The following is a 21,684-nucleotide window of genomic DNA, read 5'->3' as shown; positions in this document are numbered from 1 at the left end:
GCCGTTTTTGACCGGAGATGAGAGATTATGAGCTATGAAACGCTGAGCGTTGAGATCGACGGGCGCGGTGTGGCGATCCTGTGGCTGGACCGTGCGGAGAAGCACAATGCGCTGTCAGCGCAGATGATCGCGGAATTGACGCAGGCCGCAGGTGCGCTGGGCGGTGACGATGCCGTGCGCGCCGTGGTGTTGGCGGCAAAGGGTCGGACATTCTGTGCGGGGGGTGATCTGGGCTGGATGCGCGATCAATTCACCGCCGAGCCCGCGGTGCGTTCGGTTGAGGCGGCCAAGCTGGCGCATATGTTGCAGGCGTTGAACACGCTGCCAAAGCCCTTGATCGGGCGGCTGCACGGTAATGCATTCGGCGGTGGCGTGGGCATGGCGAGTGTCTGCGATGTGGCGATCGGAGCCGATAGCATCACGATGGCGCTGACAGAAACACGGCTGGGCCTGATCCCGGCGACCATTGGGCCCTATGTGGCGGCACGTATGGGCGAAGCCAAAGCGCGGCGCGTGTTCATGTCGGGGCGTCGGTTCGACGCTGTCGAGGCAGTGCAATTGAACCTGTTGGCGCGGGCCGTTCCAGAGGGTGATCTGGATACGGCCATCGAGGCAGAAGTGACGCCCTATCTGAGCTGCGCACCAGAAGCCGTGGCGCGATCCAAGGCGCTATTGCGCGCGTTGGGCCCGCGCATCGACGAAGATGTGATTGCGCATACGGTCGGCGAGTTGGCCAAGTGCTGGGAAGGCAGTGAGGCTCCCGAAGGGATCGGCGCGTTTTTCGACAAGCGCAAGCCGCGCTGGGCAGAGTGAAACAGACGGCAAACGCATGTTGCAAAATCCGTTGCGCAAGCCGAGCTATTGCTGAGAGGTAATGCCCGTCGTTGGCGGGATCATCCCCTGTTCGCGCAGGGTGGCGTTAAGGCGCGGGACAAGCTGATGATGCGCCTGCAGGCTAACGTGGCAGAAGTCGATGTAGAGCGGGTCATCGCCGTCATATGCATGACTGAGATCAATGAATGAGATCCCGGCCTCGGTCGCATATGCGCGGATGAGCGGGTAAACGGCTGGATGTTGCGCCAGTATTTCCTGCTTCAACGGCGGAAAGGTCAGGTGATCGAGGTGGGGTGCCCCCACTGATGCGATGGGCTGCAGGATGGCTACGAATCGATCGCCCTTGCCATCTGCCAACGCATCTGCCGTTTTCCATGTCTCGACGATACGGCGAGCCACATGCCCGGCCGTTTCAGCAGAGTTGTCACAGAGATACTGGGCATCAATAGATGTCTCTGAGGTCGGCTGAGGTCGGCTGAGGGCTGCGGGTCATGAGTTTCGTTAACAGGTCGGAAAGCTGACTGAACGTACGGCTGAACGTCCATTTCGCCTCTGCCTGCGCGCGCATCTGGACCAGTGCGGCACGAATCTGACTCTGACGTTGGGTGCTTATCAAATCGCTGTCATGGCGACACCAATAGGCGATATTGTTGACGCCATCGTAGAAGGCGACCAACCTTTGTGACCCAGTATCAGGGCGCTGGATATAGGCGTTGGTGAGCATGGCCAGAGACTGTCGTGAGATGTAGGCGGCCTCGCCGAAATTAACGGATCGCAGGCCGGTAGATTGAGCAAAAACCGAAGGTATGGTGTTTGTGTCGTCTGTTCCCGTGCCCCACATTGTCGATCCACCAAAAAACCAGACCCCGGGGCCTTCAACGCGCGCGTCGGCTTGTATCGTTCGACGCAGGCCGCTTTCAACGGTCACGGTTTGGCCCGCAAAATCGTCCCGGCGCCAGACAATATAGTCGTATCAGGTCTACTGTGGGCGCGCGGATCCCTCGAAGAGTGTCTTGGCCCAAGGTAGGTTTGCGTAGTTTGGCAGGCTTGCCAGATCGGGCAGCGCCTCTGGCTGCGCCCCGGTCGCAGTGCGTTTGAGCACGGCGATTGCGCCAGCCGACGTGTAAAGAACAGGAGGGAGCAACAGTAGCAGGCCCAACAGGAAGACCAGCACACAAAGATTCAAAAGACCTAGTTTGATCTAGCCCATTGAAACCTTGATACAGCATTGCGAAAAATTGGCATTTGCACGGGGTTGACCGTACCAAAGCGCCATCATCCGATCAAGGTATGGTTTGCACTGGAAAAGCACGAGGATATACGCTCCACCCGTTGACCCCAACTTGGGGCAGGGGTAGACACGGATGCAGTCAACTTTGCCACTTGACCGCGCGTGTATAGACTGGCGCGCAGAAAAGGAGCCGCTCTTGGAAGAGATGTTGAGGGAATACCTCCCGATTCTCGTATTTTTGGCCATTGCCATCGGGCTTGGCGTTGTTCTGATCCTCGCTGCTGTGATCATCGCTGTACGCAATCCGGACTCGGAGAAAGTCAGTGCCTATGAATGCGGGTTCAATGCGTTCGATGATGCGCGGATGAAATTCGACGTGCGTTTCTATCTGGTGTCGATCCTGTTCATCATCTTTGATCTGGAAATTGCGATGCTGTTCCCGTGGGCGGTGGCCTTTCAGGACGTCAGCATGGTCGGGTTCTGGTCGATGATCGTATTCCTCGGGGTGTTGACCATCGGGTTCGCCTATGAGTGGAAAAAGGGAGCTCTGGAATGGGAGTAGCAGTGGGCGCGAACCACGCGGGCGGCGATCGCGAGTATGCCACGCAAGAGCTGAACCGTGATTTGCAGGACAAGGGGTTCCTGCTGACCTCGACCGAGGACATCATCAACTGGGCGCGCACCGGGTCGCTGCACTGGATGACATTCGGTCTGGCCTGCTGTGCGGTCGAGATGATGCACACTGCGATGCCGCGCTATGATGTTGAACGGTTCGGCTTTGCGCCACGTGCCAGCCCGCGCCAGTCGGACGTGATGATCGTCGCAGGGACACTGACGAACAAGATGGCCCCGGCGCTGCGCAAGGTTTACGACCAGATGCCAGAGCCGCGCTATGTGATCTCGATGGGGTCCTGCGCCAATGGTGGCGGTTATTATCATTACAGCTATTCGGTTGTGCGCGGCTGTGACCGGATCGTGCCGGTCGACATCTACGTGCCCGGCTGCCCGCCGACCGCCGAGGCGCTGGTTTACGGAATTCTGCAGTTGCAACGGAAAATCCGCCGCACTGGCACGATTGTCCGCTGAGGCGGGCAATGCGCTGGAGCAGGCGAGGGGGATCAGAGAATGAGTGACGCGCTAAACGAACTGGGCACGCATATCGAGCTGAAACGCAGCGATTGCGTGCTGGGTTGGGCCGTGACGCATGGCGAGCTGACCCTTGATGTGGCGTTGGCCAATATTGCCGGGCTGGTCGAGTTTCTGAAGACCGATCCGACCTGCCGGTTTTCGACACTGGTGGATATCACCGCCGTCGATCACCCCGAGCGGGCCAAGCGGTTCGATGTGGTCTACCATTTGCTCAGCATGTACCAGAACCACCGCATCCGTCTGCGCGTCGCGATACGCGAAGAAGACATGGTGGCGTCATTGGTGGATGTGCATCCATCGGCCAACTGGTTCGAGCGCGAAGTGTTCGACATGTATGGCATCCTGTTTTCCGGCCACCCGGATCTGCGCCGCATCCTGACCGACTATGGGTTCCGTGGGTATCCGCTGCGCAAGGATTTCCCGACGACGGGCTATACCGAAGTGCGCTATGACGAGGCGCAAAAGCGCGTGGTCTATGAGCCGGTCAGTCTGGTGCAGGAATATCGCCAATTCGATTTCATGTCGCCGTGGGAGGGTGCTGAATACATCCTGCCGGGTGATGAGAAAGAGGAGGCGAAGGGCTGATGGAATTTATCGCGTGGCTGATCATCGCGGCGCTGTCGGTTATCCCGTTCCTGACGCTGCTGCCGCATTTCGGTGTGAATAAGAACTGGGCCTTTGCCGCCATCATCCCGCTGGGCGCGCTGGTGCTGCTGTGGGTTCTGGCGATGAAGCTGAAGGAGCGTGGGTGATGGTTGTTTTTGGTTTTTTTGCGTTGGCAGGTACGGCGCTGATCGGGTTTGGGTTGTGCGAGGCGCGGATGCGCGTTGCGCGGGCTGAGACGCTGCGAAAGGATCGCAAATGATGGACGGCTCCAAAGGTTTCGAAGACGCCCTGACCGGCGAACAGAAGATCCGCAATTTCAACATCAACTTTGGCCCACAGCACCCGGCGGCGCACGGCGTGTTGCGGTTGGTGCTGGAACTGGACGGCGAGATCGTCGAGCGGTGTGACCCGCATATCGGCCTGCTGCACCGCGGCACCGAGAAGCTGATGGAAAGCCGGACCTACTTGCAAAACCTGCCGTATTTCGACCGGCTGGATTACGTGGCCCCAATGAATCAGGAACATGCCTGGTGTCTGGCCATCGAAAAGCTGACCGGTGTCGAAGTGCCGCGCCGCGCGTCGCTGATCCGGGTGCTCTATTCCGAGATCGGTCGCATCCTGAACCACCTGCTGAACGTGACCACGCAGGCGATGGATGTGGGCGCGCTGACGCCGCCACTTTGGGGCTTTGAAGAGCGCGAAAAGCTGATGTGTTTCTATGAGCGGGCCTGCGGCGCACGTTTGCACGCGGCCTATTTCCGCCCCGGCGGAGTGCATCAGGATCTGCCCGACGATCTGATCGACGACATCGAGACATGGGCCAATGAGTTCCCCACCGTGCTGGCGGATATTGATGGGTTGCTGACCGAAAACCGCATTTTCAAGCAGCGGAATGCCGATATTGGCGTGGTCAGCGAGCAAGACGCGCTCGACTGGGGTTTCAGCGGCGTCATGGTGCGCGGTTCCGGCATGGCATGGGATCTGCGCCGGTCGCAGCCCTATGAATGTTATGACGAGTTCGAATTCCAGATCCCCGTCGGCAAGAACGGCGATTGCTATGACCGCTATCTGGTGCGGATGGAGGAGATGCGCCAGTCGCTGCACATCATGCATCAGGCGATTGCCAAGCTACGCGCGCCCGACGGCCAAGGTGACATTCTGGCGCGCGGCAAGATTACTCCGCCCAGCCGCACCGACATGAAGACGTCGATGGAGGCTTTGATCCATCACTTCAAGCTGTACACCGAAGGGTTCCACGTGCCTGAGGGCGAAGTCTATGCCGCCGTCGAGGCGCCCAAGGGCGAGTTCGGCGTTTATCTGGTCAGTGATGGCAGTAACAAACCCTACCGCGCCAAGATCCGCGCGCCCGGGTTCCTGCATTTGCAGGCGATGGATTACATCGCAGGCGGGCACCAGTTGGCCGACGTGGCCGCGATCATCGGCACGATGGATGTCGTGTTCGGGGAGATCGACAGATGATGCGGGTTGTGGTGATGACAGCGCTGGTCGCATCGCTGGCCGCCCCTGCGCACGCCGTGGATGCGGCGCGGATGGATGCCCTGCTGGATGTGGCGCGGGCGCAGGGCTGTGTTATCGCTGATCTGGAGGCGACTCTGAAGGCCGAAGGGTTCACCGATGAGGTCGAAGCGAGTGCCATTATTGGCAAGCTAGAAGATGAACAGAAAGCCAGCCGCGTCGGACCATCCTTGCTGGTGCGTGGCGATGCCTGCATGCAGGGAAGTGGGCCGACCGAGCTTGAGCGTTTCATGGCGGTCATGGGCCGGGGCGACAATTGTGCGCAGCCCGTGGATGGGCTGAACTACAAAATGGAAGGCTACGGCCTGACCCCGGCGCAGGTCGGACTGCTGCGCGAAGAGCTGGAAGGCAATGGCGAGGCGACCCTGTCCGCAGACGGCGAGAGCCTGCAAATCGAAGCGGCGCAATGCGCGGCGGCACAGGATTTGGCCCGTAGCATCACACCGGATCCTGAACAGGCGTTTCTGGCCTTTATGGCCAGCCACGATTGCCGCATGGGAAAGCGTGATCAAAATTTGGAAATCGCCAATGCGGGCCTTGACCCGGTGGCGACGGATATCGTGATCGAAAAGCTGGTGAGCGAGGGGGCTGCGATCTATTACGGTCCCGATGAGAGCCTGATCGTTTTTAACGAGCATTGCCGGTAACGGCACAACGAACATTCCCCGGTGTGCCGGGGGACACGGAAATGACATTCTACGGGTGAACGCCTCGCGTAAAGTGCCCGGCCTAAACAGGAGACTGCGCTAGATGCTTCGCCGTCTGTATCACGACCAACCCGAGAGCTTTGCCTTCTCGCCCGCAAACCTGAAATGGGCTGAGGGGCAGATCACAAAATACCCCGAGGGCCGTCAGGCCAGCGCGATTATTCCGCTGCTCTGGCGCGCGCAGGAACAAGAAGGCTGGTTGACCCGCCCCGCAATCGAAGGCGTCGCCGAGATGCTGGGAATGGCCTATATTCGCGCGCTCGAAGTGGCGTCGTTCTATTTCATGTTCCAGCTACAGCCGGTCGGATCGGTCGCGCATATTCAGGTTTGCGGCACCACGTCCTGCATGATCTGTGGTGCGGAGGATCTGATTGGTGTGTGCCGGGAAAAGATCGCACCCAAGCCGCATCAATTGAGTGCCGATGGCAAATTCAGCTGGGAAGAGGTGGAATGCCTCGGGTCCTGTGCCAATGCGCCGATGGCGCAAATCGGCAAGGATTACTACGAGGATTTGACTGCCAAGCGCATGGGCGAACTCATTGACGAACTGGCAACCGGGGCCGTTCCGACGCCGGGACCGCAAAATGGTCGGTATGCCGCTGAACCGCTGAGCGGATTGACCAGTCTCAAAGAATTCGACAGCGGTCACACCAAGCATAACGCCAGCGTGCAACTGGCAAATGATATTGGCGATACGGTCAAGCGGATCGACGGTACCGAAGTGCCGATCCTGACACCGTGGCATGACAAGGGCGCGCGGCACCAGCCTGCGGCGCCTACGGTCAAGTTGCGCGAAACACCGGTGGACATCGTAGCCGAAAGCGCGCGTCTGGAGCCGGAAGATGCGGCCAAGGGCAAAGCGGCCAAGTCCAAGGGCAAACCCAAGCAGGACAACACCGCAGGGCCCGCCACCGCGCCGAAAACAGTCAAGGCCAAGAAACCGGCCCCGGCGCCAACCGCGTCGGCAAAAGCGCCCAAGATGAAAAAAGAAGTGGCTGGTACGCCCGACACGGGCACCAAGCCCGCCGCGCTGAAGGCCGCGCGAAAGGGGGGGCGGACGACCTGAAGATGATCAAGGGCGTCGGGCCGAAGCTGGAAGCATTGCTCAATCGGCTTGGGTTCTACCATTTCGATCAGATTTCGAACTGGACCGCAGCAGAAGTGGCATGGGTTGATCAGAACCTCGAAGGGTTCAAGGGGCGCGTGAGCCGCGATAACTGGGTCGAACAGGCCCGTATTTTGTCTGAAGGTGGTGAAACGGAATTCGCCAACCGGGTAAAGAAGGGCGACGTCTACTAGAAAATAACAAATACGCCGCGCGCCCGCGATAGGGAGAGGAAGAGATAATGATGACGGATGATGGAACGAATTGCAGCAAGACATGCTGGATGATGGCCGCTGCGGCGGGTGTTGTCTTAGCGATCCTGTTGATGGCGGTTATCGGTCTTGGCTGGTTCTCCAGTCTTCTTCTGGGTGTGCTGGTTTTTGTGATCTGCGGCGTCTTTTTCCCCAAGCTCTTTTGCGGGAACGCCGCCTCGGGGGGCGCGCAGGCGACCCCGACGGCCCCCGCATCCCGCGCGCCAGAGGTCAAACCCGCGGCCACGCCAGCAGCATCGCCCGTGCCTGACGCCCCGACGATGCCGATGGGGGATGCCGTGCCGCCGGCCGATGCCGCACCTGCCGACGCTATCCCGCCCGATGCCGAGCCGGTCGTAGCGGCGCCTGCGGCCGCGCCACCTGCGGCAGCGGCTCCGGCACCATTGGCACCCGAAGCGCAAGCTCAGCCCGAAACGCTGAGTGCGGCGCGTGGCGGGAATGCGGACAATCTCAAACTGATAAAAGGCGTAGGGCCGAAGCTGGAAGCATTGCTGAACAAGATGGGCTTTTACCACTTTGACCAGATCGCCGGATGGACCGCCAAAGAAGTGGCATGGGTCGATCAGAACCTCGAAGGATTCAAAGGGCGCGTGAGCCGCGATAACTGGGTCGAACAGGCCAAAACGCTGGCCGAGGGCGGCGAGACCGAATTTTCCAAACGCTCCAAGGGCAAGAAGTAGGACGCGACGACGTGAACCAACCCACCAGAGATACCGAGCAAGCACATGGACGCCGTGCCGCACTGGTGATTGCACTGAGCGCGGCCTTCTGGATTGTGGCCGAGTTTGCCGGTGCAAAGTTGGGGTGGAGCCTGCGCATTCGCGCGCTGCTGACCATGTTCGCTGGAGCCGGGTTCGTTTGGGCGCTTTGGATGGTTTTTAATATCTGGCGTGCGCGCCAGGACAATCAGAGGTAGTGGCGGAATGCTGAAAGACCAGGACCGTATCTTTACCAACCTTTACGGCATGCATGACCGCACCCTGAAGGGTGCGCAGGCGCGCGGCCATTGGGATGGCACCGCGAAGATATTGCAAAACGGGCGTGGCTGGATCATCGACCAGATGAAGGCCAGTGGTCTGCGCGGACGCGGCGGTGCGGGGTTCCCCACCGGCCTCAAATGGTCGTTCATGCCAAAGGAAAGCGACGGTCGCCCTGCCTATCTGGTGGTCAATGCCGACGAATCCGAGCCGGGCACCTGCAAGGACCGCGAGATCATGCGTCACGATCCGCATACGCTGATCGAAGGGTGCCTGATTGCCAGCTACGCGATGCAGGCGCATGCGTGCTATATCTATATTCGCGGTGAATATATCCGCGAGCGCGAGGCGTTGCAGATAGCCATCGACGAGGCCTATGACGCCGGTCTGATCGGCAAGAACGCCTGCGGTGCGGGTTTTGATTTTGACCTCTATCTGGCGCATGGGGCCGGGGCCTATATCTGTGGCGAGGAGACCGCGCTGCTGGAGAGCCTTGAGGGCAAAAAGGGCATGCCGCGCATGAAGCCGCCGTTCCCGGCAGGGGCGGGCCTCTATGGCTGCCCGACCACGGTGAACAACGTGGAATCGATCGCTGTTGTGCCGACGATCCTGCGGCGCGGGCCGGAATGGTTCGCGGGCTTTGGTCGCCCTAACAACACCGGGACCAAGCTGTTTGCGATTTCGGGCCATGTGAACAACCCCTGTGTCGTCGAAGAGGCGATGAGCATCAGTTTTGAAGAGTTGATCGAAAAGCATTGCGGCGGCATTCGTGGCGGCTGGAAAAACCTCAAGGCGGTCATTCCCGGCGGGTCGTCAGTGCCCTGCATTCGTGGCGAGCACATGAAAGAGGCGATCATGGATTTCGACTATCTGCGCGAGCAGCGGTCGGGGCTGGGCACGGCTGCGGTGATCGTGATGGACAACGATACCGATATCATCAAGGCGATCTGGCGGCTGGCCAAGTTCTATAAACACGAGAGTTGTGGTCAGTGTACACCCTGCCGCGAGGGCACGGGTTGGATGATGCGCGTCATGGAACGGCTGGTCACCGGCGATGCAGAGGTCGAAGAGATCGATATGCTGCTGGATGTGACCAAGCAGGTTGAGGGCCACACGATCTGTGCGCTCGGCGACGCGGCAGCATGGCCAATTCAGGGTCTGATCCGCAATTTCCGCGACGAAATCGAAGATCGGATCAAACACAAGCGCACCGGGCGCGTCAGTGCGGTGGCAGCAGAATGAAACATCTGGCGACATTCCTGACGCTGCTGGCTGTCGGTAGTGCGGCGCAGGCCGAGACCGTGCAGTCGCAGACCTATGAGGCGACGATAGAGCGGCGCGCGGTATCGCTGCGCGCCCAAGACGGCAATGGCGCGATCGCAGCGCAGCAGGTGCTGGTTAGTGTCGGGCGGATCGATGGTCAGGCTGCAACCGATGCGGCCTTTGGTTTTGCCGAGAAAGTGGCCTGTGGCGGGGCTGTGCCGGTGGTCAGCATCGCGCTGGGGGCGGCTGAGGGCCGCATAAGCTATGATATTCTCTGCCGGACCGGCGGATAAGGGAGCGACGTCGGATGCATGATTTCGCACAATACGGGTACGCAATCATTGCGATGGCATTGATGGGTTTGACGACTCTCGTGCTGAGCCCGCTATCGGCGATGCGCAAGACGGCAGCCGGGCTGGTGCCCGGTGCAACTCCGCCCGAGGATTATGCCAGTGCCACCTATCGCTGGCACCGGGCCTATGGCAACGCTGCTGAATCAGTGGGCACATTTGCGCTGGTCACGCTGGCGGCGATTCTGGCCGGGGCGGCACCGTTTTGGGTGAACCTTTTCGCGTCGACCTTTTTCGTCGCGCGTATCGTGATGCTGGTCATTCACCTGCGTGGCGGCAAGGCGGATATGGGCGCGCGTTCCTTTGCCTATGTTCTGGGCTGGCTGATGTGCATCCTGCTGGCGATTTTGGCGATTTTGGCAGTATTTGGAGGCCCGGCATGACGCATACACGGATCATCACGAGCGTTTTGGCCGCGATGCTGGTACTGGGCGCCTGCGCCAAACCGGGCGAGCGTGAAATGTTCGACGGTAAGTATTACCCGGCCAAAGCCAAGAAAGACGGCGACCGGCGCGAGGATTTCGTCGTGACTGTCCGTCGTGTCGGGCAGGGGATCGAGGGCGCGCGCAAGGCCGGCCGCCACGAGGGCATTCGCTATTGTGTCGAGACGTACGGGGATTCAGCGATCGAGTGGAAGCCGGGATCAGACCCCGAGGCCGCGACGGTTGTCACTGAAGGCGATGCGCTGACAATGCGGGGGAGCTGTGTGGAATGGTAGGCTATTCGCCGATATCCGCCGATTTTGGCCCGTGTTATTGCATAACACGCGAGGCAAACTCCATGTGCAGCCATAAGGTGCCCGCCGTTCGGCGGGTGCTGAGGCATGTACAACAAGGAGTATTCTCATGCGTATGATGACGACTGCTATTCTGAGCGTTACGCTGGCCGGGTTCGTTGCGACGAGCGGCCATGCAGGGCTGCGCGACGAGCGTGATATTACCGCTGGTTTGCTGGCCATTGCCGTGGCGGACAAGATCCGCCGGTCCTGTGATGATGTGTCAGGGCGGCTATGGGTTGCACGATCCTACCTGAACGGGTTGAAGGCGATCGCGCGCGAGCGCGGCTATTCCGAGGCCGAGATCGACGCCCATGTAAATTCGTCCGAAAACAAGGCCGAGATGCGCAAGATGCGCAACGCCTATTACAAATCCAAGGGGGCCAGCAATCTGGATCACCCAAGCCTGTGCCGTCTGGCGCGCGAGGAAGTCGCGGCCCAGACCCAAGCGGGCAAGTTTCTGAAAGTAAAGTGAACGCAACATGACTGACCTTCGCAAGATCATCATCGACGAGACCGAGGTAGAGGTGGATGGGGCCATGACCCTGATTCAGGCCTGTGAAGAGGCGGGCGTGGAAATTCCGCGCTTTTGCTATCACGAGCGACTCTCGATCGCGGGCAACTGTCGGATGTGTCTTGTGGAGGTCGTCGGCGGCCCGCCAAAGCCTGCGGCGTCCTGTGCGATGCAGGTGCGCGATCTGCGCCCCGGACCGGAAGGCCAGCCGCCGGTCGTGAAAACCAACAGCCCGATGGTCAAGAAGGCCCGCGAGGGTGTGATGGAGTTCCTGCTGATCAACCACCCGCTGGATTGCCCGATCTGCGATCAGGGTGGCGAATGCGATCTACAGGATCAGGCGATGGCCTACGGCGTTGATTTCAGCCGCTTTCGCGAGGCAAAACGCGCCAGTACGGACCTTGATCTGGGACCGTTGGTCGAGACACATATGACGCGTTGCATTTCGTGTACCCGCTGCGTGCGGTTTACCACCGAAGTGGCAGGTATCCAGATGATGGGTCAGACAGGGCGCGGCGAGGATGCCGAGATCACCACCTATCTGGGCGGCACTCTGGACAGCAACATGCAGGGCAACATCATCGACCTGTGCCCGGTTGGGGCATTGGTATCAAAGCCTTATGCATTTACTGCGCGGCCATGGGAGCTGACCAAGACCGAGAGCATTGACGTAATGGATGCGTTGGGCAGCAACATCCGCGTTGACACCAAGGGCCGCGAAGTCATGCGGTTCCTGCCGCGCAACAATGACGGCGTGAACGAGGAATGGATTTCGGACAAGACGCGTTTCGTCTGGGACGGGTTGCGTCGTCAGCGGCTGGACCGCCCCTATGTGCGCGAAAATGGCAAGCTGCGACCTGCCAGCTGGCCCGAGGCGCTGAATGCTGCGGCGACAGCGATGAAGGGTAAAAAGGTTGCTGGCCTGGTTGGCGATCTTGCCCCGGTCGAGGCGGCGTTCGCGCTGAAAACCCTGATCGAGGGCATGGGCGGCAATGTTGAGTGCCGTACTGACGGTGCGAAGCTGCCCGAGGGCAATCGGTCCGGCTATGTCGGAACGGCAACCATCGAAGAGATCGACACAGCCAAGACGATCCTGATCGTCGGCGCGGATCCTCGGGTCGAGGCACCAGTGCTGAACGCGCGCATTCGCAAGGCATGGCTGGCTGGCGCGCGTGTAGGTGTAATCGGTCCGAAGATCGATCTGACCTTTGACTATCATCATTTCGGCACCGACCGCGACGCATTGACCAAACTGGTCGGCAAGGTCGAGGAAAAGCCGGACACGATCGTGATCGTGGGGCAGGGCGCGTTGCAGGAGGCCGATGGTGCCGCCGTTCTGAGCCAGGTCATGGCCTATACCCAAGGGGCTGGCGCCAAGCTGCTGGTGTTGCACACAGCGGCGGGTCGCGTTGGCGCAATGGACGCTGGCTGCACCACGACAGGTGGCATGGATGCCGCGCTGGACGGGGCTGAGGTGATTTACAACCTTGGCGCCGATGAGGTCGACATCAAGGATGGCGCGTTCGTGATCTATCAGGGCAGCCACGGAGACCGGGGGGCGCACCGCGCCGACGTGATCCTGCCGGGCGCAGCCTATACCGAGGAGCAAGGCCTGTTCGTGAACACCGAAGGCCGCCCGCAATTGGCGTTGCGCGCCAGCTTTGCCCCCGGTGAAGCCAAGGAAAATTGGGCGATCCTGCGCGCACTCAGCGGTGAGCTGGGTGCGACACTGCCATTCGACAGCCTGCCGCAACTGCGTCATGCGTTGGTCGCGGTTGCTCCGCATCTGGCGGAAATCGACGCGGTGCCGGAGAATGAATGGCAGCCGTTAAAGGTCAGCAAACCGGGCAGTGCCGATTTCCGTCTGGCGATCACGGATTTCTATCTGACCAATCCGATTGCCCGCGCCAGCACGCTGATGGCTGAACTAAGCGCCGGTGCCAAAGCGCGCCAAGAGCAGCCGGTGGCGGCAGAGTGACCATGCCCGGGGTACAGCATATCCCGAAATCGGGTCTGGCACTGGCGGCGCTGATTGCACTCGCCGGGTGTGTGACGCCGGGCGTTGGCGGCAACGGTGCCGCGTCCGGCAACGCTGGAATGCGCGGGTATGTCGGCCGCAGCGTCACCGAGGCGATGATTGATCATGGTCGCCCGGTTCAGGTCGTCGAGGCTGAGAACGGCACGCGCGCCTTTCAATGGCTGCCCAAGGCGACCACGGCCAACAATGGCACGGCCAATGCCGAAGAGGTCGCCGCGTGGATGCGTCCGAATACCACCGAAGCGCAGGCGCGCTATCCCGCCACGTGTCTTTACACGCTGATCGGACAAAGGCAGGGCGAAGGCTGGGTCGTGACCGGCCTGAACGCACCAACAGCAAAATGCGAAGGTATATGAGAACTGATATGAGCGTCATAGCCCTCACCCTGTTGTCCGGACTGGCTGCCTGCCAGGCGTCCGATCCGGAGGTGAGCCGTTTTGCGCCCGATTATCAGGGTATCGAGACGCAGTTGCTGGACGGCGATCTGGTGAATTTCCACGTCTCCATGACCGGCGCGCGCAACACCGATGATGTGGATCGCTATGCGGCCTGTGCTGCAGCGCAGTATACGCTCATTCGTGGATATGGTTTTGCGCGACATCTGCGCACGAATATCGTCGAAGAGGGTGGCATCTGGCGCGGTGATGCGGTTTATACGATCTCACCGGCGCTGCCGCGTGGGCTAAAGACACTCGACGCCGAAGTCGTCGCCGCCGACTGCGCGGAAAACGGAATACCGATGGTATGAGGACCTGATGGCTGAATTCTTTGCAACACCCCTTGGAACGCTGGTGATCATCGCGGCGCAATGTCTGGCGGTTCTGGGGTTCGTTATGATCTCGCTGCTGTTTCTGGTCTATGGCGACCGCAAGATCTGGGCCTGCAGTCCAGATGCGGCGCGGGCCGAATGTGGTTGGCACCTTTGGCCTGCTGCAATCCGTGGCTGACGCGCTGAAATACGTGGTCAAAGAGGTGGTGGTGCCCGCAGGGGCCGACAAGGCTGTCTTCATGCTGGCCCCGCTCACGAGTTTCGTGCTGGCGGTGATCGCGTGGGCGGTGATTCCGTTTGCTGATGGCTGGGTGATCAGTGATCTGAACGTTGCGATCCTCTATGTCTTCGCCGTCTCCAGTCTGGAAGTTTACGGCGTGATCATGGGCGGCTGGGCGTCAAACTCGAAATACCCGTTTTTGGGCAGCTTGCGTTCTGCCGCGCAGATGATTTCCTATGAGGTCAGCATCGGTCTGATTATCGTGGGTATCATCATCTCGACCGGGTCGCTGAATTTCGGCGCGATTGTTGCGGCGCAGGACACGGCCTATGGCTTCTTCGGATGGTACTGGTTGCCGCATCTGCCGATGTTGTTCCTATTCTTTATCTCGGCACTGGCCGAGACCAACCGCCCGCCCTTTGACCTGCCCGAGGCGGAATCAGAACTGGTTGCGGGCTATCAGGTCGAATATTCCGCGACGCCCTTCCTGCTATTCATGGCGGGGGAGTACATCGCGATCTTCCTGATGTGCGCGCTGACGTCTCTGCTGTTCTTTGGTGGCTGGCTGTCGCCCATTCCCGGCCTGCCCGACGGGGCGCTGTGGATGATTGGCAAGATGGCATTCTTCTTCTTCATTTTCGCAATGGTGAAGGCGATCACGCCGCGCTATCGCTACGACCAACTGATGCGCATCGGCTGGAAAGTGTTCCTGCCGCTGTCGCTGGCTTGGGTGGTGATCATCGCGTTTCTGGCGAAATTCGAAGTGATGGGCGCGTTCTGGGCGCGCTATACAATGGGGGGCTGATCCTTTGGGGGTCGACTATGTTCTGTTTGACCGGCTCGTTGAGCTGAGCACACGTTTCCAGCCGAAAGGCCGGACGTTGATGCTTGGCCGACAGAGTTTTGGCATCCAGACCAAACGTCGGCACCTCTATGAGGAAACGCTGAAGCGCCACGGCATCGAGGGCAAGCGGTTCGACTTCCTGCAAGAGGACGGGTTTTCCGAGACGCTGATGGAGAAGCTCGGCTTTGGCCGGATGGAGACCATGGATTTCTCGGATTACGAGGGGGCCGATGTTCTGCATGACCTGAACAAGAAGCCTGCCAAGAAGCTGGAAAAGAAGTTCGATCTGATTTTTGACGGTGGCACGGTCGAGCATGTGTTCAACGTGCCGATGGCGCTGGAGGGGTTGTTTCGGATGCTCAAGCCGGGCGGCCGTCTGATCAGCGCCAATGGGCTGAATGGCTGGTATGGGCACGGCATGTACCAGTTCAACCCGGAATTGGTCTGGACCTTTTGGAAGCGGGCGTGCAACTGCAACGTGATTGATTGCCGTGCCGTACCTGAAGCGCCCGAGGACGGATTCGGGCAGGTCGAATTTCAGGATCCGGCGCTGACCGGCGTGCGACTGAAGCTGAAGAACAAGATCGGGCCGGGGCGCACGTATCTGTATTACGAAATTGAAAAAACCAAGGAGTCGCATCTGCCGGATTTCGCGCTGCAAAGCGATTACGAGACCCGCTGGAACGGGCATGCAAATGCCGGTAAGACCCACCTTGAGACGGACGCAAGGAGCTAAGACGCATGGCCAACATAGATTACGGACGCGCGGCCGGGTATTTCCTGCTCAGCGATTTTTTCAAAGGGTTCAAGCTGGGGCTGAAATACTTCTTTGCGCCCAAGGCGACGCTGAACTATCCGCATGAAAAAGGGCCGCTTTCGCCCCGTTTTCGCGGTGAACACGCGTTGCGGCGCTATCCCAACGGTGAAGAACGCTGCATCGCCTGCAAGCTGTGCGAGGCGATCTGCCCGGCGCAGGCGATCACCATCGACGCCGAACCGCGCGATGACGGCAGCCGCCGCACAACGCGCTATGACATCGACATGACCAAATGCATCTATTGCGGTTTCTGCCAAGAGGCCTGCCCGGTGGATGCGATTGTCGAAGGGCCGAATTTCGAGTTCGCCACCGAGACCCGAGAAGAACTGTTTTATGACAAGGACAAGCTGCTGGCCAACGGCGACCGCTGGGAAGCAGAGATTGCCCGCAATCTGGAACTGGACGCACCGTACCGATGACCGATCCCAACAATCCCTTTGCCGCGATGATGGCCCAAGCGCAGGAAATGGCAAAGTCGTTTCCGGCGATGGAGGCGTTCACACCCAAGGGATTCGAGAAGATGATGGGCACCATGCCACGCGACATGATGGAAATGATGTTTGGCAACACGTTGAACGAGGGCGGGCTGGACGCACGGACGCGGATGCTGTTGACGCTGGCCGGATTGACCATGCAGGGCGCGCAGAACGACGTTGCCTTTCGCCAATCGGTGCGGCATGCGCTGGAGGCGGGCGCGACGAAGCAACATATCGTCGAAACGCTGGGACAAATGTCGATGTTCGCCGGATTGCCCGCGATGACACGGGCGATGGAACTGGCCGAGCAAGTGCTCGACGCACAGGATGAAGAAGGAAAAGACACATGACCGTCATGGCACTGGCCTTTTATCTCTTTGCGATCTCGGTCGTGATTGGCGGACTTTTTACCGTCATCAGCCGCAACCCGGTGCATTCGGTGCTCTGGCTGATCCTGTCATTCATCAGTGCGGCGGGGCTCTTTGTCCTGCTGGGCGCGGAATTTGTCGCGATGCTGCTGGTGATTGTTTATGTGGGCGCGGTGGCGGTTCTGTTCCTGTTCGTGGTGATGATGCTGGATGTGGATTTTGCCGAGTTGAAGGCGGAAATGGCAAAATACCTGCCATTGGCACTGCTGATCGGGGTGATCCTGCTGATGCAATTCGGTATCGCGCTGGGAGCGTGGGAAGTGGCCGAGGGCGCCGAGGCCGCACGTCAGGCCGTGACACCGGCAGAGACGCACAACACCGCGGCGCTGGGTCTGCTGCTTTATGATAAGTATTTTCTGCTGTTCCAACTGGCGGGGCTGATCCTGCTGGTCGCGATGATCGGGGCAATCGTGCTGACGTTGCGGCACCGGACAGACATCAAGCGTCAGAACGTGCTGCACCAGATGTGGCGTGATCCGGCCAAGGCGATGGAACTGCGCGATGTAAAGCCGGGGCAGGGGCTCTGAGCGGGTGAACGATGAGCGTCGGACGTGATCCGGGGCGACGACAAGACAGGCAAGTGGCGCGAATAGCGCGCCTTTGGGGATATGAAGGGGCGAAGACAATGTCGAGAAACACAATCGTTGTATTGGTGGTCGTGCTGGTTATCGTCCTTGGCGGCTATTCGATGTTCTAGGGGCTACACGCACCGGACAACACGCGCATTGCGCGATGCAAAAAGAAGACTGAGGGACAGACATGATCGGAATTGAACATTACCTGGCGGTGGCGGCGGCACTCTTTGTCACCGGCATTTTCGGGCTTTTCCTGAACCGCAAGAATGTGATCATTCTGCTGATGTCGATCGAGTTGATGCTCTTGGCAATCAACATCAATATGGTTGCGTTCTCCAGCTACGCGGGCGATCTGGTCGGGCAAGTCTTTACCCTCTTTATCCTGACTGTCGCCGCCGCCGAGGCCGCCATCGGCCTCGCGATCCTTGTGTGTTTCTTCCGCAACCGTGGCACAATCGCGGTCGAAGATGTCAACGTGATGAAGGGCTGATATCATGGAAAAGATCATCCTTTTCGCCCCCCTGATCGGGGCCATCATTGCAGGGTTCGGCTGGCGCGTGATTGGCGATGTGGCCGCACAATGGATCACGACCGGCCTGCTGTTTCTGGCCTGCGCACTTAGCTGGATCGTGTTCCTCGGGCATGACGGGACGACACAGCACATTCATATCCTTGACTGGGTGCAATCGGGTTTGCTGGACACGGCGTGGGGTATCCGGCTGGACCGTCTGACAGCGATCATGCTGATCGTGGTGACGACCGTTTCTGCGCTGGTTCACCTCTATTCGATGGGGTACATGGCGCATGACAGCCAGTTTAGCGAAAACGAGAGCTATCGTCCGCGTTTCTTTGCTTATCTGAGCCTCTTTACCTTTGCGATGCTGATGCTGGTCACAGCCGACAACCTCGCGCAGATGTTCTTTGGCTGGGAGGGCGTGGGCCTTGCCTCTTACCTGTTGATCGGGTTCTATTTCCGCAAACCGAGTGCAAATGCCGCCGCGATCAAGGCGTTCGTGGTCAACCGGATCGGTGATTTTGGGTTTGCGCTGGGTATCTTTGCGCTGTTCTATCTGACGGACAGCATCAAGTTTGACGACGTGTTTGCCGCCGCACCAGAGCTGGCGCAGACTAACATTACCTTCTTGTGGTCTGAATGGAATGCGGCCAACCTGATCGCTTTCCTGCTGTTTGTCGGCGCGATGGGCAAATCGGCGCAACTGTTCCTGCACACTTGGCTGCCGGACGCGATGGAAGGCCCGACACCGGTATCGGCGCTGATCCACGCGGCGACCATGGTGACGGCGGGTGTGTTCCTGGTCTGCCGAATGTCACCGCTGATGGAATACGCGCCCGAGGCGATGATGTTCGTCACGTTCCTGGGGGCCACCACCGCGTTTGTCGCGGCCACCATTGGTTTGGTGCAGAACGACATCAAACGTGTCATCGCCTATTCGACCATGAGCCAGCTGGGCTATATGTTCGTGGCGGCGGGTGTCGGCATGTATTCGGTGGCGATGTTCCACCTCTTTACCCACGCATTTTTCAAGGCGATGCTGTTTCTCGGTGCCGGGTCGGTCATCCACGGGATGCATCACGAGCAGGATATGCGGAACTATGGCGGGTTGCGCAAAAAGCTGCCCTATACATTCTGGGCGATGCTGATCGGTACACTGGCCATTACCGGCGTCGGTATCCCGCTGACACATATCGGGTTCGCCGGCTTCCTGAGCAAGGACGCAGTGATCGAGAGCGCATGGGCAGGCACCAATGGCGGCTATGCCTTCTGGATGCTGGTCATCGCCGCGCTCTTTACCAGCTTCTACAGCTGGCGGTTGATGTTCCTGACGTTCTGGGGCGAGCCGCGTGGCGACAAGCATACACATGAGCACGCGCATGAAAGCCCGATGGTCATGCTGGTGCCTCTGGGTGTGCTGGCGCTGGGATCGGTCTTTGCGGGGATGGTCTGGTATGGCAGCTTCTTTGGCGATCATGCGCAGGTGAACAAGTTCTTTGGCATTCCCGAACATCATGCCGAGGCCAGCGAAGGCCACGGCGAAGAGGCTGGGCATGGTGAAGAGGCCGCTCACGGCGAGGAGCTGGCCACCGCGGACATGGTTGATGCGGGTCACGGCGACGACGCCGTCGCTGCGGGTGACGAACATGCCACCGCGACCCATTCCGGCGAAGCGCCCAAGGGGGCCATCTACATGGCACCGGATAATCATGTGATGGACGACGCGCACCACGCGCCCAAATGGGTCAAGGTCAGCCCGTTCATCGCGATGCTGATCGGTCTGATCACGGCACTGTGGTTCTATATCTGGGATCCCAGCATGCCGCGCAAAGCGGCCGAGAGCCAACGGCCGCTATATCTGTTTTTGCTGAACAAATGGTACTTTGATGAAATCTACGACGCGATCTTTGTCCGCCCGGCCAAACGGCTCGGTCACTTCTTGTGGAAACGCGGGGATGGCAGTGTGATTGATGGGGCGCTCAATGGTGTGGCCCTCGGGATCGTGCCGTTCTTTACCCGGCTCGCGGGCCGGGCGCAGTCTGGCTATATCTTTACCTATGCGTTCGCCATGGTGATCGGGATTGCGGTCCTCGTTACATGGGTCACGATGAGCGGGGGGGCACACTGATGGATAACGTCCTGTCGATCACAACGTTTCTGCCGCTGATTGCGGCGGCTATTCTTGCGGTATTCCTGCGGGGCGAGGATGAAGCGGCGCAGCGCAACGCCAAATGGGTTGCACTGGTCGCGACCGTGGTCACATTCCTTGTGTCGCTGTTCATCCTGTTCGATTTCGATAGCAGCAACACCGGATTCCAATTCGTCGAAGAGCATCAATGGCTCTTGGGTCTGAAATACAAGATGGGCGTTGACGGGATCAGCGTCCTGTTCGTGATGCTGACCACGTTCATGATGCCGCTGACAATCGCCGCGTCGTGGAATGTCAAGGTGCGGGTCAAGGAATACATGATCGCGTTCCTGTTGCTGGAAACGCTGATGCTGGGCGTGTTCATGGCGCTCGATCTGGTGCTGTTCTACCTCTTCTTCGAGGCGGGGCTGATCCCGATGTTCCTGATCATCGGTATCTGGGGCGGCAAGGAACGGATCTATGCCTCGTTCAAGTTCTTCCTCTACACCTTCCTTGGGTCGGTTCTGATGCTGGTCGCGATGGTCGCGATGTTCGCGGATGCGGGCACCACTGACATTCCGGCGCTGATGAATCACGAGTTCGCGTCCGAGAGCTTTAGCGTATTGGGTATCTATGTCGTCGGCGGCATGCAGACGCTGATGTTCCTCGCGTTCTTTGCCAGTTTTGCGGTCAAGATGCCGATGTGGCCTGTCCACACATGGCTACCGGATGCGCACGTACAAGCACCTACTGCGGGGTCGGTTGTTCTGGCAGCGATCCTGCTAAAGATGGGTGGCTATGGCTTCTTGCGGTTCAGCCTGCCGATGTTCCCGGTGGGTGCGGATGTTCTGACACCGCTGGTGTTGTGGATGTCGGCGATCGCCATCGTCTACACGTCGCTGGTGGCGCTGGCCCAAGAAGACATGAAAAAGCTGATTGCTTATTCATCCGTGGCGCATATGGGCTATGTGACGATGGGCATTTTTGCAGCGAACCAGCAGGGCATTGATGGCGCTATTTTCCAGATGCTCAGCCACGGGTTTATCTCGGGGGCGCTCTTCCTCTGCGTCGGGGTCATTTATGACCGGATGCACACCCGAGAGATTGACGCCTATGGCGGTCTGGTCAACCGGATGCCGGCCTATGCGCTGATCTTCATGTTCTTTACCATGGCCAATGTCGGACTGCCGGGCACGTCCGGTTTTATCGGCGAGTTTCTGACGCTGGTGGGCATCTTTAAGGTCAATACATGGGTCGCTGCGGTCGCTACATCGGGTGTGATCCTGTCGGCGGCATACGCGCTATGGCTATACCGCCGGGTGGTGATGGGTGACCTGATCAAAGAGAGCCTGCGCACTATCACCGACATGGGCGGGCGCGAGCGGGCGATCTTTGCGCCACTGGTGGCAATGACGCTGCTGCTGGGTGTTTATCCCAGTCTGGTGACTGATATCATCAGCCCCTCGGTCGAGGCGCTGATTTCCAACTATGACACTGCGGTTGCGGAGGCACATACAGGTGCCGCCAGCCAAACCGCCGATACATCGCATTAAGGG

The 21,684-nt window shown here is 59.5% G+C and carries 29 protein-coding genes and 1 pseudogene; 27 read left to right on the top strand and 3 right to left on the bottom strand.

The annotated features are described in order from the left end of the window. The first annotated feature begins 27 nt into the window (after positions 1-27). Complete coding sequence (locus tag N7U68_RS04820) at positions 28-813, top strand: crotonase/enoyl-CoA hydratase family protein (protein ID WP_263048406.1); 786 nt, start codon at positions 28-30, stop codon at positions 811-813. Positions 814-858: 45 nt separating this feature from the next. Here N7U68_RS04820 and N7U68_RS04815 read toward each other — a convergent pair whose 3' ends face one another. The 3 genes from N7U68_RS04815 to N7U68_RS04805 form a co-directional block, all read right to left on the bottom strand. Continuing rightward, positions 859-1,233, bottom strand: a complete 375-nt coding sequence (locus tag N7U68_RS04815) for a hypothetical protein (RefSeq protein ID WP_263048405.1) — start codon at positions 1,231-1,233, stop codon at positions 859-861. A 43-nt stretch (positions 1,234-1,276) separates the two neighbouring features. After that, positions 1,277-1,675 carry a hypothetical protein gene (locus tag N7U68_RS04810; protein ID WP_263048404.1) on the bottom strand — a complete coding sequence of 133 codons (399 nt, stop codon included), beginning with the start codon at positions 1,673-1,675 and terminating at the stop codon, positions 1,277-1,279. Between the two features lie 138 nt (positions 1,676-1,813). Continuing rightward, positions 1,814-2,008, bottom strand: coding sequence for a hypothetical protein (locus N7U68_RS04805; RefSeq protein ID WP_263048403.1), 195 nt, complete (start codon positions 2,006-2,008; stop codon positions 1,814-1,816). 253 nt (positions 2,009-2,261) lie between these two features. Between N7U68_RS04805 and N7U68_RS04800 the strand changes: the two genes are divergently transcribed. The 26 genes and pseudogenes from N7U68_RS04800 (at position 2,262) to N7U68_RS04675 (ending at position 21,681) form a co-directional block, all read left to right on the top strand. Further along, on the top strand, positions 2,262-2,627 hold the full coding sequence (locus N7U68_RS04800; RefSeq protein ID WP_165191905.1) for an NADH-quinone oxidoreductase subunit A: 366 nt from the start codon (positions 2,262-2,264) through the stop codon (positions 2,625-2,627). Continuing rightward, positions 2,618-3,151, top strand: a complete 534-nt coding sequence (locus tag N7U68_RS04795) for a NuoB/complex I 20 kDa subunit family protein (RefSeq protein WP_165191906.1) — start codon at positions 2,618-2,620, stop codon at positions 3,149-3,151. Before N7U68_RS04800 ends, N7U68_RS04795 begins: the two co-directional genes overlap by 10 nt. 39 nt (positions 3,152-3,190) lie before the next feature. Then, positions 3,191-3,799: an NADH-quinone oxidoreductase subunit C gene (locus N7U68_RS04790; RefSeq protein WP_165191907.1), complete on the top strand. Its 609-nt coding sequence runs from the start codon at positions 3,191-3,193 to the stop codon at positions 3,797-3,799. After that, entirely contained in the window at positions 3,799-3,966 is a 168-nt protein-coding gene (locus N7U68_RS04785) for a hypothetical protein (protein WP_165191908.1), read from the top strand. Before N7U68_RS04790 ends, N7U68_RS04785 begins: the two co-directional genes overlap by 1 nt. A gap of 112 nt (positions 3,967-4,078) precedes the next feature. Next, complete coding sequence (locus N7U68_RS04780; protein WP_165197537.1) at positions 4,079-5,299, top strand: NADH-quinone oxidoreductase subunit D; 1,221 nt, start codon at positions 4,079-4,081, stop codon at positions 5,297-5,299. After that, positions 5,296-6,003: a hypothetical protein gene (locus tag N7U68_RS04775; protein ID WP_263048402.1), complete on the top strand. Its 708-nt coding sequence runs from the start codon at positions 5,296-5,298 to the stop codon at positions 6,001-6,003. The genes N7U68_RS04780 and N7U68_RS04775 overlap by 4 nt, the downstream gene beginning before the upstream one ends. A 103-nt stretch (positions 6,004-6,106) precedes the next feature. After that, entirely contained in the window at positions 6,107-7,129 is a 1,023-nt protein-coding gene (nuoE, locus tag N7U68_RS04770) for an NADH-quinone oxidoreductase subunit NuoE (protein ID WP_263048401.1), read from the top strand. A 2-nt stretch (positions 7,130-7,131) separates the two neighbouring features. After that, positions 7,132-7,362 (top strand): helix-hairpin-helix domain-containing protein, encoded by a 231-nt coding sequence (locus N7U68_RS04765; RefSeq protein WP_263048400.1) that lies wholly within the window; start codon positions 7,132-7,134, stop codon positions 7,360-7,362. A gap of 47 nt (positions 7,363-7,409) precedes the next feature. Further along, positions 7,410-8,120, top strand: a complete 711-nt coding sequence (locus N7U68_RS04760; protein ID WP_263048399.1) for a helix-hairpin-helix domain-containing protein — start codon at positions 7,410-7,412, stop codon at positions 8,118-8,120. Between the two features lie 11 nt (positions 8,121-8,131). Then, entirely contained in the window at positions 8,132-8,356 is a 225-nt protein-coding gene (locus N7U68_RS04755) for a DUF5337 family protein (protein ID WP_165191911.1), read from the top strand. 7 nt (positions 8,357-8,363) lie between these two features. Then, entirely contained in the window at positions 8,364-9,659 is a 1,296-nt protein-coding gene (nuoF, locus tag N7U68_RS04750) for an NADH-quinone oxidoreductase subunit NuoF (protein WP_165191912.1), read from the top strand. Next, positions 9,656-9,973, top strand: a complete 318-nt coding sequence (locus N7U68_RS04745) for a hypothetical protein (protein ID WP_263048398.1) — start codon at positions 9,656-9,658, stop codon at positions 9,971-9,973. Before nuoF ends, N7U68_RS04745 begins: the two co-directional genes overlap by 4 nt. Positions 9,974-9,987: 14 nt before the next feature. After that, the gene (locus N7U68_RS04740; protein WP_263048397.1) at positions 9,988-10,413 is read left to right on the top strand and encodes an MAPEG family protein; all 426 of its coding nucleotides are present in this window, start codon (positions 9,988-9,990) and stop codon (positions 10,411-10,413) included. Next, the gene (locus N7U68_RS04735; protein ID WP_165191915.1) at positions 10,410-10,748 is read left to right on the top strand and encodes a hypothetical protein; all 339 of its coding nucleotides are present in this window, start codon (positions 10,410-10,412) and stop codon (positions 10,746-10,748) included. The genes N7U68_RS04740 and N7U68_RS04735 overlap by 4 nt, the downstream gene beginning before the upstream one ends. A gap of 127 nt (positions 10,749-10,875) precedes the next feature. Continuing rightward, positions 10,876-11,280, top strand: a complete 405-nt coding sequence (locus tag N7U68_RS04730; RefSeq protein WP_165191916.1) for a DUF5333 domain-containing protein — start codon at positions 10,876-10,878, stop codon at positions 11,278-11,280. Positions 11,281-11,287: 7 nt separating this feature from the next. Beyond that, positions 11,288-13,297, top strand: a complete 2,010-nt coding sequence (gene nuoG / locus N7U68_RS04725) for an NADH-quinone oxidoreductase subunit NuoG (RefSeq protein ID WP_263048396.1) — start codon at positions 11,288-11,290, stop codon at positions 13,295-13,297. A gap of 2 nt (positions 13,298-13,299) precedes the next feature. Then, positions 13,300-13,713 carry a hypothetical protein gene (locus N7U68_RS04720; protein ID WP_263048395.1) on the top strand — a complete coding sequence of 138 codons (414 nt, stop codon included), beginning with the start codon at positions 13,300-13,302 and terminating at the stop codon, positions 13,711-13,713. 8 nt (positions 13,714-13,721) lie between these two features. Beyond that, positions 13,722-14,105 (top strand): YNQ4 family lipoprotein, encoded by a 384-nt coding sequence (locus N7U68_RS04715; protein ID WP_241188151.1) that lies wholly within the window; start codon positions 13,722-13,724, stop codon positions 14,103-14,105. Positions 14,106-14,112: 7 nt separating this feature from the next. After that, positions 14,113-15,151: pseudogene (nuoH, locus tag N7U68_RS04710) on the top strand (NADH-quinone oxidoreductase subunit NuoH). Positions 15,152-15,155: 4 nt separating this feature from the next. Next, a complete protein-coding gene (locus N7U68_RS04705) occupies positions 15,156-15,926 on the top strand; it encodes a methyltransferase domain-containing protein (protein ID WP_165191921.1) in 771 nt (256 codons plus the stop codon). A gap of 5 nt (positions 15,927-15,931) precedes the next feature. Then, positions 15,932-16,426, top strand: a complete 495-nt coding sequence (gene nuoI, locus N7U68_RS04700) for an NADH-quinone oxidoreductase subunit NuoI (RefSeq protein ID WP_165191922.1) — start codon at positions 15,932-15,934, stop codon at positions 16,424-16,426. Next, on the top strand, positions 16,423-16,833 hold the full coding sequence (locus N7U68_RS04695; protein ID WP_165191923.1) for a carboxymuconolactone decarboxylase family protein: 411 nt from the start codon (positions 16,423-16,425) through the stop codon (positions 16,831-16,833). Before nuoI ends, N7U68_RS04695 begins: the two co-directional genes overlap by 4 nt. Continuing rightward, positions 16,830-17,438: an NADH-quinone oxidoreductase subunit J gene (locus tag N7U68_RS04690; protein ID WP_263048394.1), complete on the top strand. Its 609-nt coding sequence runs from the start codon at positions 16,830-16,832 to the stop codon at positions 17,436-17,438. The genes N7U68_RS04695 and N7U68_RS04690 overlap by 4 nt, the downstream gene beginning before the upstream one ends. Positions 17,439-17,670: 232 nt before the next feature. After that, positions 17,671-17,976 carry an NADH-quinone oxidoreductase subunit NuoK gene (gene nuoK, locus N7U68_RS04685; protein ID WP_165191925.1) on the top strand — a complete coding sequence of 102 codons (306 nt, stop codon included), beginning with the start codon at positions 17,671-17,673 and terminating at the stop codon, positions 17,974-17,976. Positions 17,977-17,980: 4 nt separating this feature from the next. Further along, on the top strand, positions 17,981-20,128 hold the full coding sequence (gene nuoL, locus N7U68_RS04680; protein ID WP_263048393.1) for an NADH-quinone oxidoreductase subunit L: 2,148 nt from the start codon (positions 17,981-17,983) through the stop codon (positions 20,126-20,128). Beyond that, on the top strand, positions 20,128-21,681 hold the full coding sequence (locus N7U68_RS04675) for an NADH-quinone oxidoreductase subunit M (RefSeq protein ID WP_165191927.1): 1,554 nt from the start codon (positions 20,128-20,130) through the stop codon (positions 21,679-21,681). Before nuoL ends, N7U68_RS04675 begins: the two co-directional genes overlap by 1 nt. Positions 21,682-21,684 lie beyond the last annotated feature (3 nt).

Origin of the sequence: Roseovarius pelagicus (assembly GCF_025639885.1) — a bacterium.
Classification (GTDB): domain Bacteria; phylum Pseudomonadota; class Alphaproteobacteria; order Rhodobacterales; family Rhodobacteraceae; genus Roseovarius; species Roseovarius pelagicus.
Note: the sequence above shows the minus strand (reverse complement) of the source record. Positions and strands in the feature narration are given on the sequence as shown.

Excerpts from the sequence above, each read along its gene's own strand:
- N7U68_RS04820 (WP_263048406.1), top strand. The coding sequence starts at position 28 with ATGAGCTATGAAACGCTGAGCGTTGAGATCGACGGGCGCGGTGTGGCG.
- N7U68_RS04810 (WP_263048404.1), bottom strand. The coding sequence starts at position 1,675 with ATGTGGGGCACGGGAACAGACGACACAAACACCATACCTTCGGTTTTT.
- N7U68_RS04795 (WP_165191906.1), top strand. The coding sequence starts at position 2,618 with ATGGGAGTAGCAGTGGGCGCGAACCACGCGGGCGGCGATCGCGAGTAT.
- N7U68_RS04790 (WP_165191907.1), top strand. The coding sequence starts at position 3,191 with ATGAGTGACGCGCTAAACGAACTGGGCACGCATATCGAGCTGAAACGC.
- N7U68_RS04785 (WP_165191908.1), top strand. The coding sequence starts at position 3,799 with ATGGAATTTATCGCGTGGCTGATCATCGCGGCGCTGTCGGTTATCCCG.
- N7U68_RS04780 (WP_165197537.1), top strand. The coding sequence starts at position 4,079 with ATGGACGGCTCCAAAGGTTTCGAAGACGCCCTGACCGGCGAACAGAAG.
- N7U68_RS04775 (WP_263048402.1), top strand. The coding sequence starts at position 5,296 with ATGATGCGGGTTGTGGTGATGACAGCGCTGGTCGCATCGCTGGCCGCC.
- nuoE (WP_263048401.1), top strand. The coding sequence starts at position 6,107 with ATGCTTCGCCGTCTGTATCACGACCAACCCGAGAGCTTTGCCTTCTCG.
- N7U68_RS04765 (WP_263048400.1), top strand. The coding sequence starts at position 7,132 with ATGATCAAGGGCGTCGGGCCGAAGCTGGAAGCATTGCTCAATCGGCTT.
- N7U68_RS04760 (WP_263048399.1), top strand. The coding sequence starts at position 7,410 with ATGATGACGGATGATGGAACGAATTGCAGCAAGACATGCTGGATGATG.
- nuoF (WP_165191912.1), top strand. The coding sequence starts at position 8,364 with ATGCTGAAAGACCAGGACCGTATCTTTACCAACCTTTACGGCATGCAT.
- N7U68_RS04745 (WP_263048398.1), top strand. The coding sequence starts at position 9,656 with ATGAAACATCTGGCGACATTCCTGACGCTGCTGGCTGTCGGTAGTGCG.
- N7U68_RS04740 (WP_263048397.1), top strand. The coding sequence starts at position 9,988 with ATGCATGATTTCGCACAATACGGGTACGCAATCATTGCGATGGCATTG.
- N7U68_RS04735 (WP_165191915.1), top strand. The coding sequence starts at position 10,410 with ATGACGCATACACGGATCATCACGAGCGTTTTGGCCGCGATGCTGGTA.
- N7U68_RS04730 (WP_165191916.1), top strand. The coding sequence starts at position 10,876 with ATGCGTATGATGACGACTGCTATTCTGAGCGTTACGCTGGCCGGGTTC.
- nuoG (WP_263048396.1), top strand. The coding sequence starts at position 11,288 with ATGACTGACCTTCGCAAGATCATCATCGACGAGACCGAGGTAGAGGTG.
- N7U68_RS04720 (WP_263048395.1), top strand. The coding sequence starts at position 13,300 with ATGCCCGGGGTACAGCATATCCCGAAATCGGGTCTGGCACTGGCGGCG.
- N7U68_RS04715 (WP_241188151.1), top strand. The coding sequence starts at position 13,722 with ATGAGCGTCATAGCCCTCACCCTGTTGTCCGGACTGGCTGCCTGCCAG.
- nuoI (WP_165191922.1), top strand. The coding sequence starts at position 15,932 with ATGGCCAACATAGATTACGGACGCGCGGCCGGGTATTTCCTGCTCAGC.
- N7U68_RS04695 (WP_165191923.1), top strand. The coding sequence starts at position 16,423 with ATGACCGATCCCAACAATCCCTTTGCCGCGATGATGGCCCAAGCGCAG.
- N7U68_RS04690 (WP_263048394.1), top strand. The coding sequence starts at position 16,830 with ATGACCGTCATGGCACTGGCCTTTTATCTCTTTGCGATCTCGGTCGTG.
- nuoK (WP_165191925.1), top strand. The coding sequence starts at position 17,671 with ATGATCGGAATTGAACATTACCTGGCGGTGGCGGCGGCACTCTTTGTC.
- nuoL (WP_263048393.1), top strand. The coding sequence starts at position 17,981 with ATGGAAAAGATCATCCTTTTCGCCCCCCTGATCGGGGCCATCATTGCA.
- N7U68_RS04675 (WP_165191927.1), top strand. The coding sequence starts at position 20,128 with ATGGATAACGTCCTGTCGATCACAACGTTTCTGCCGCTGATTGCGGCG.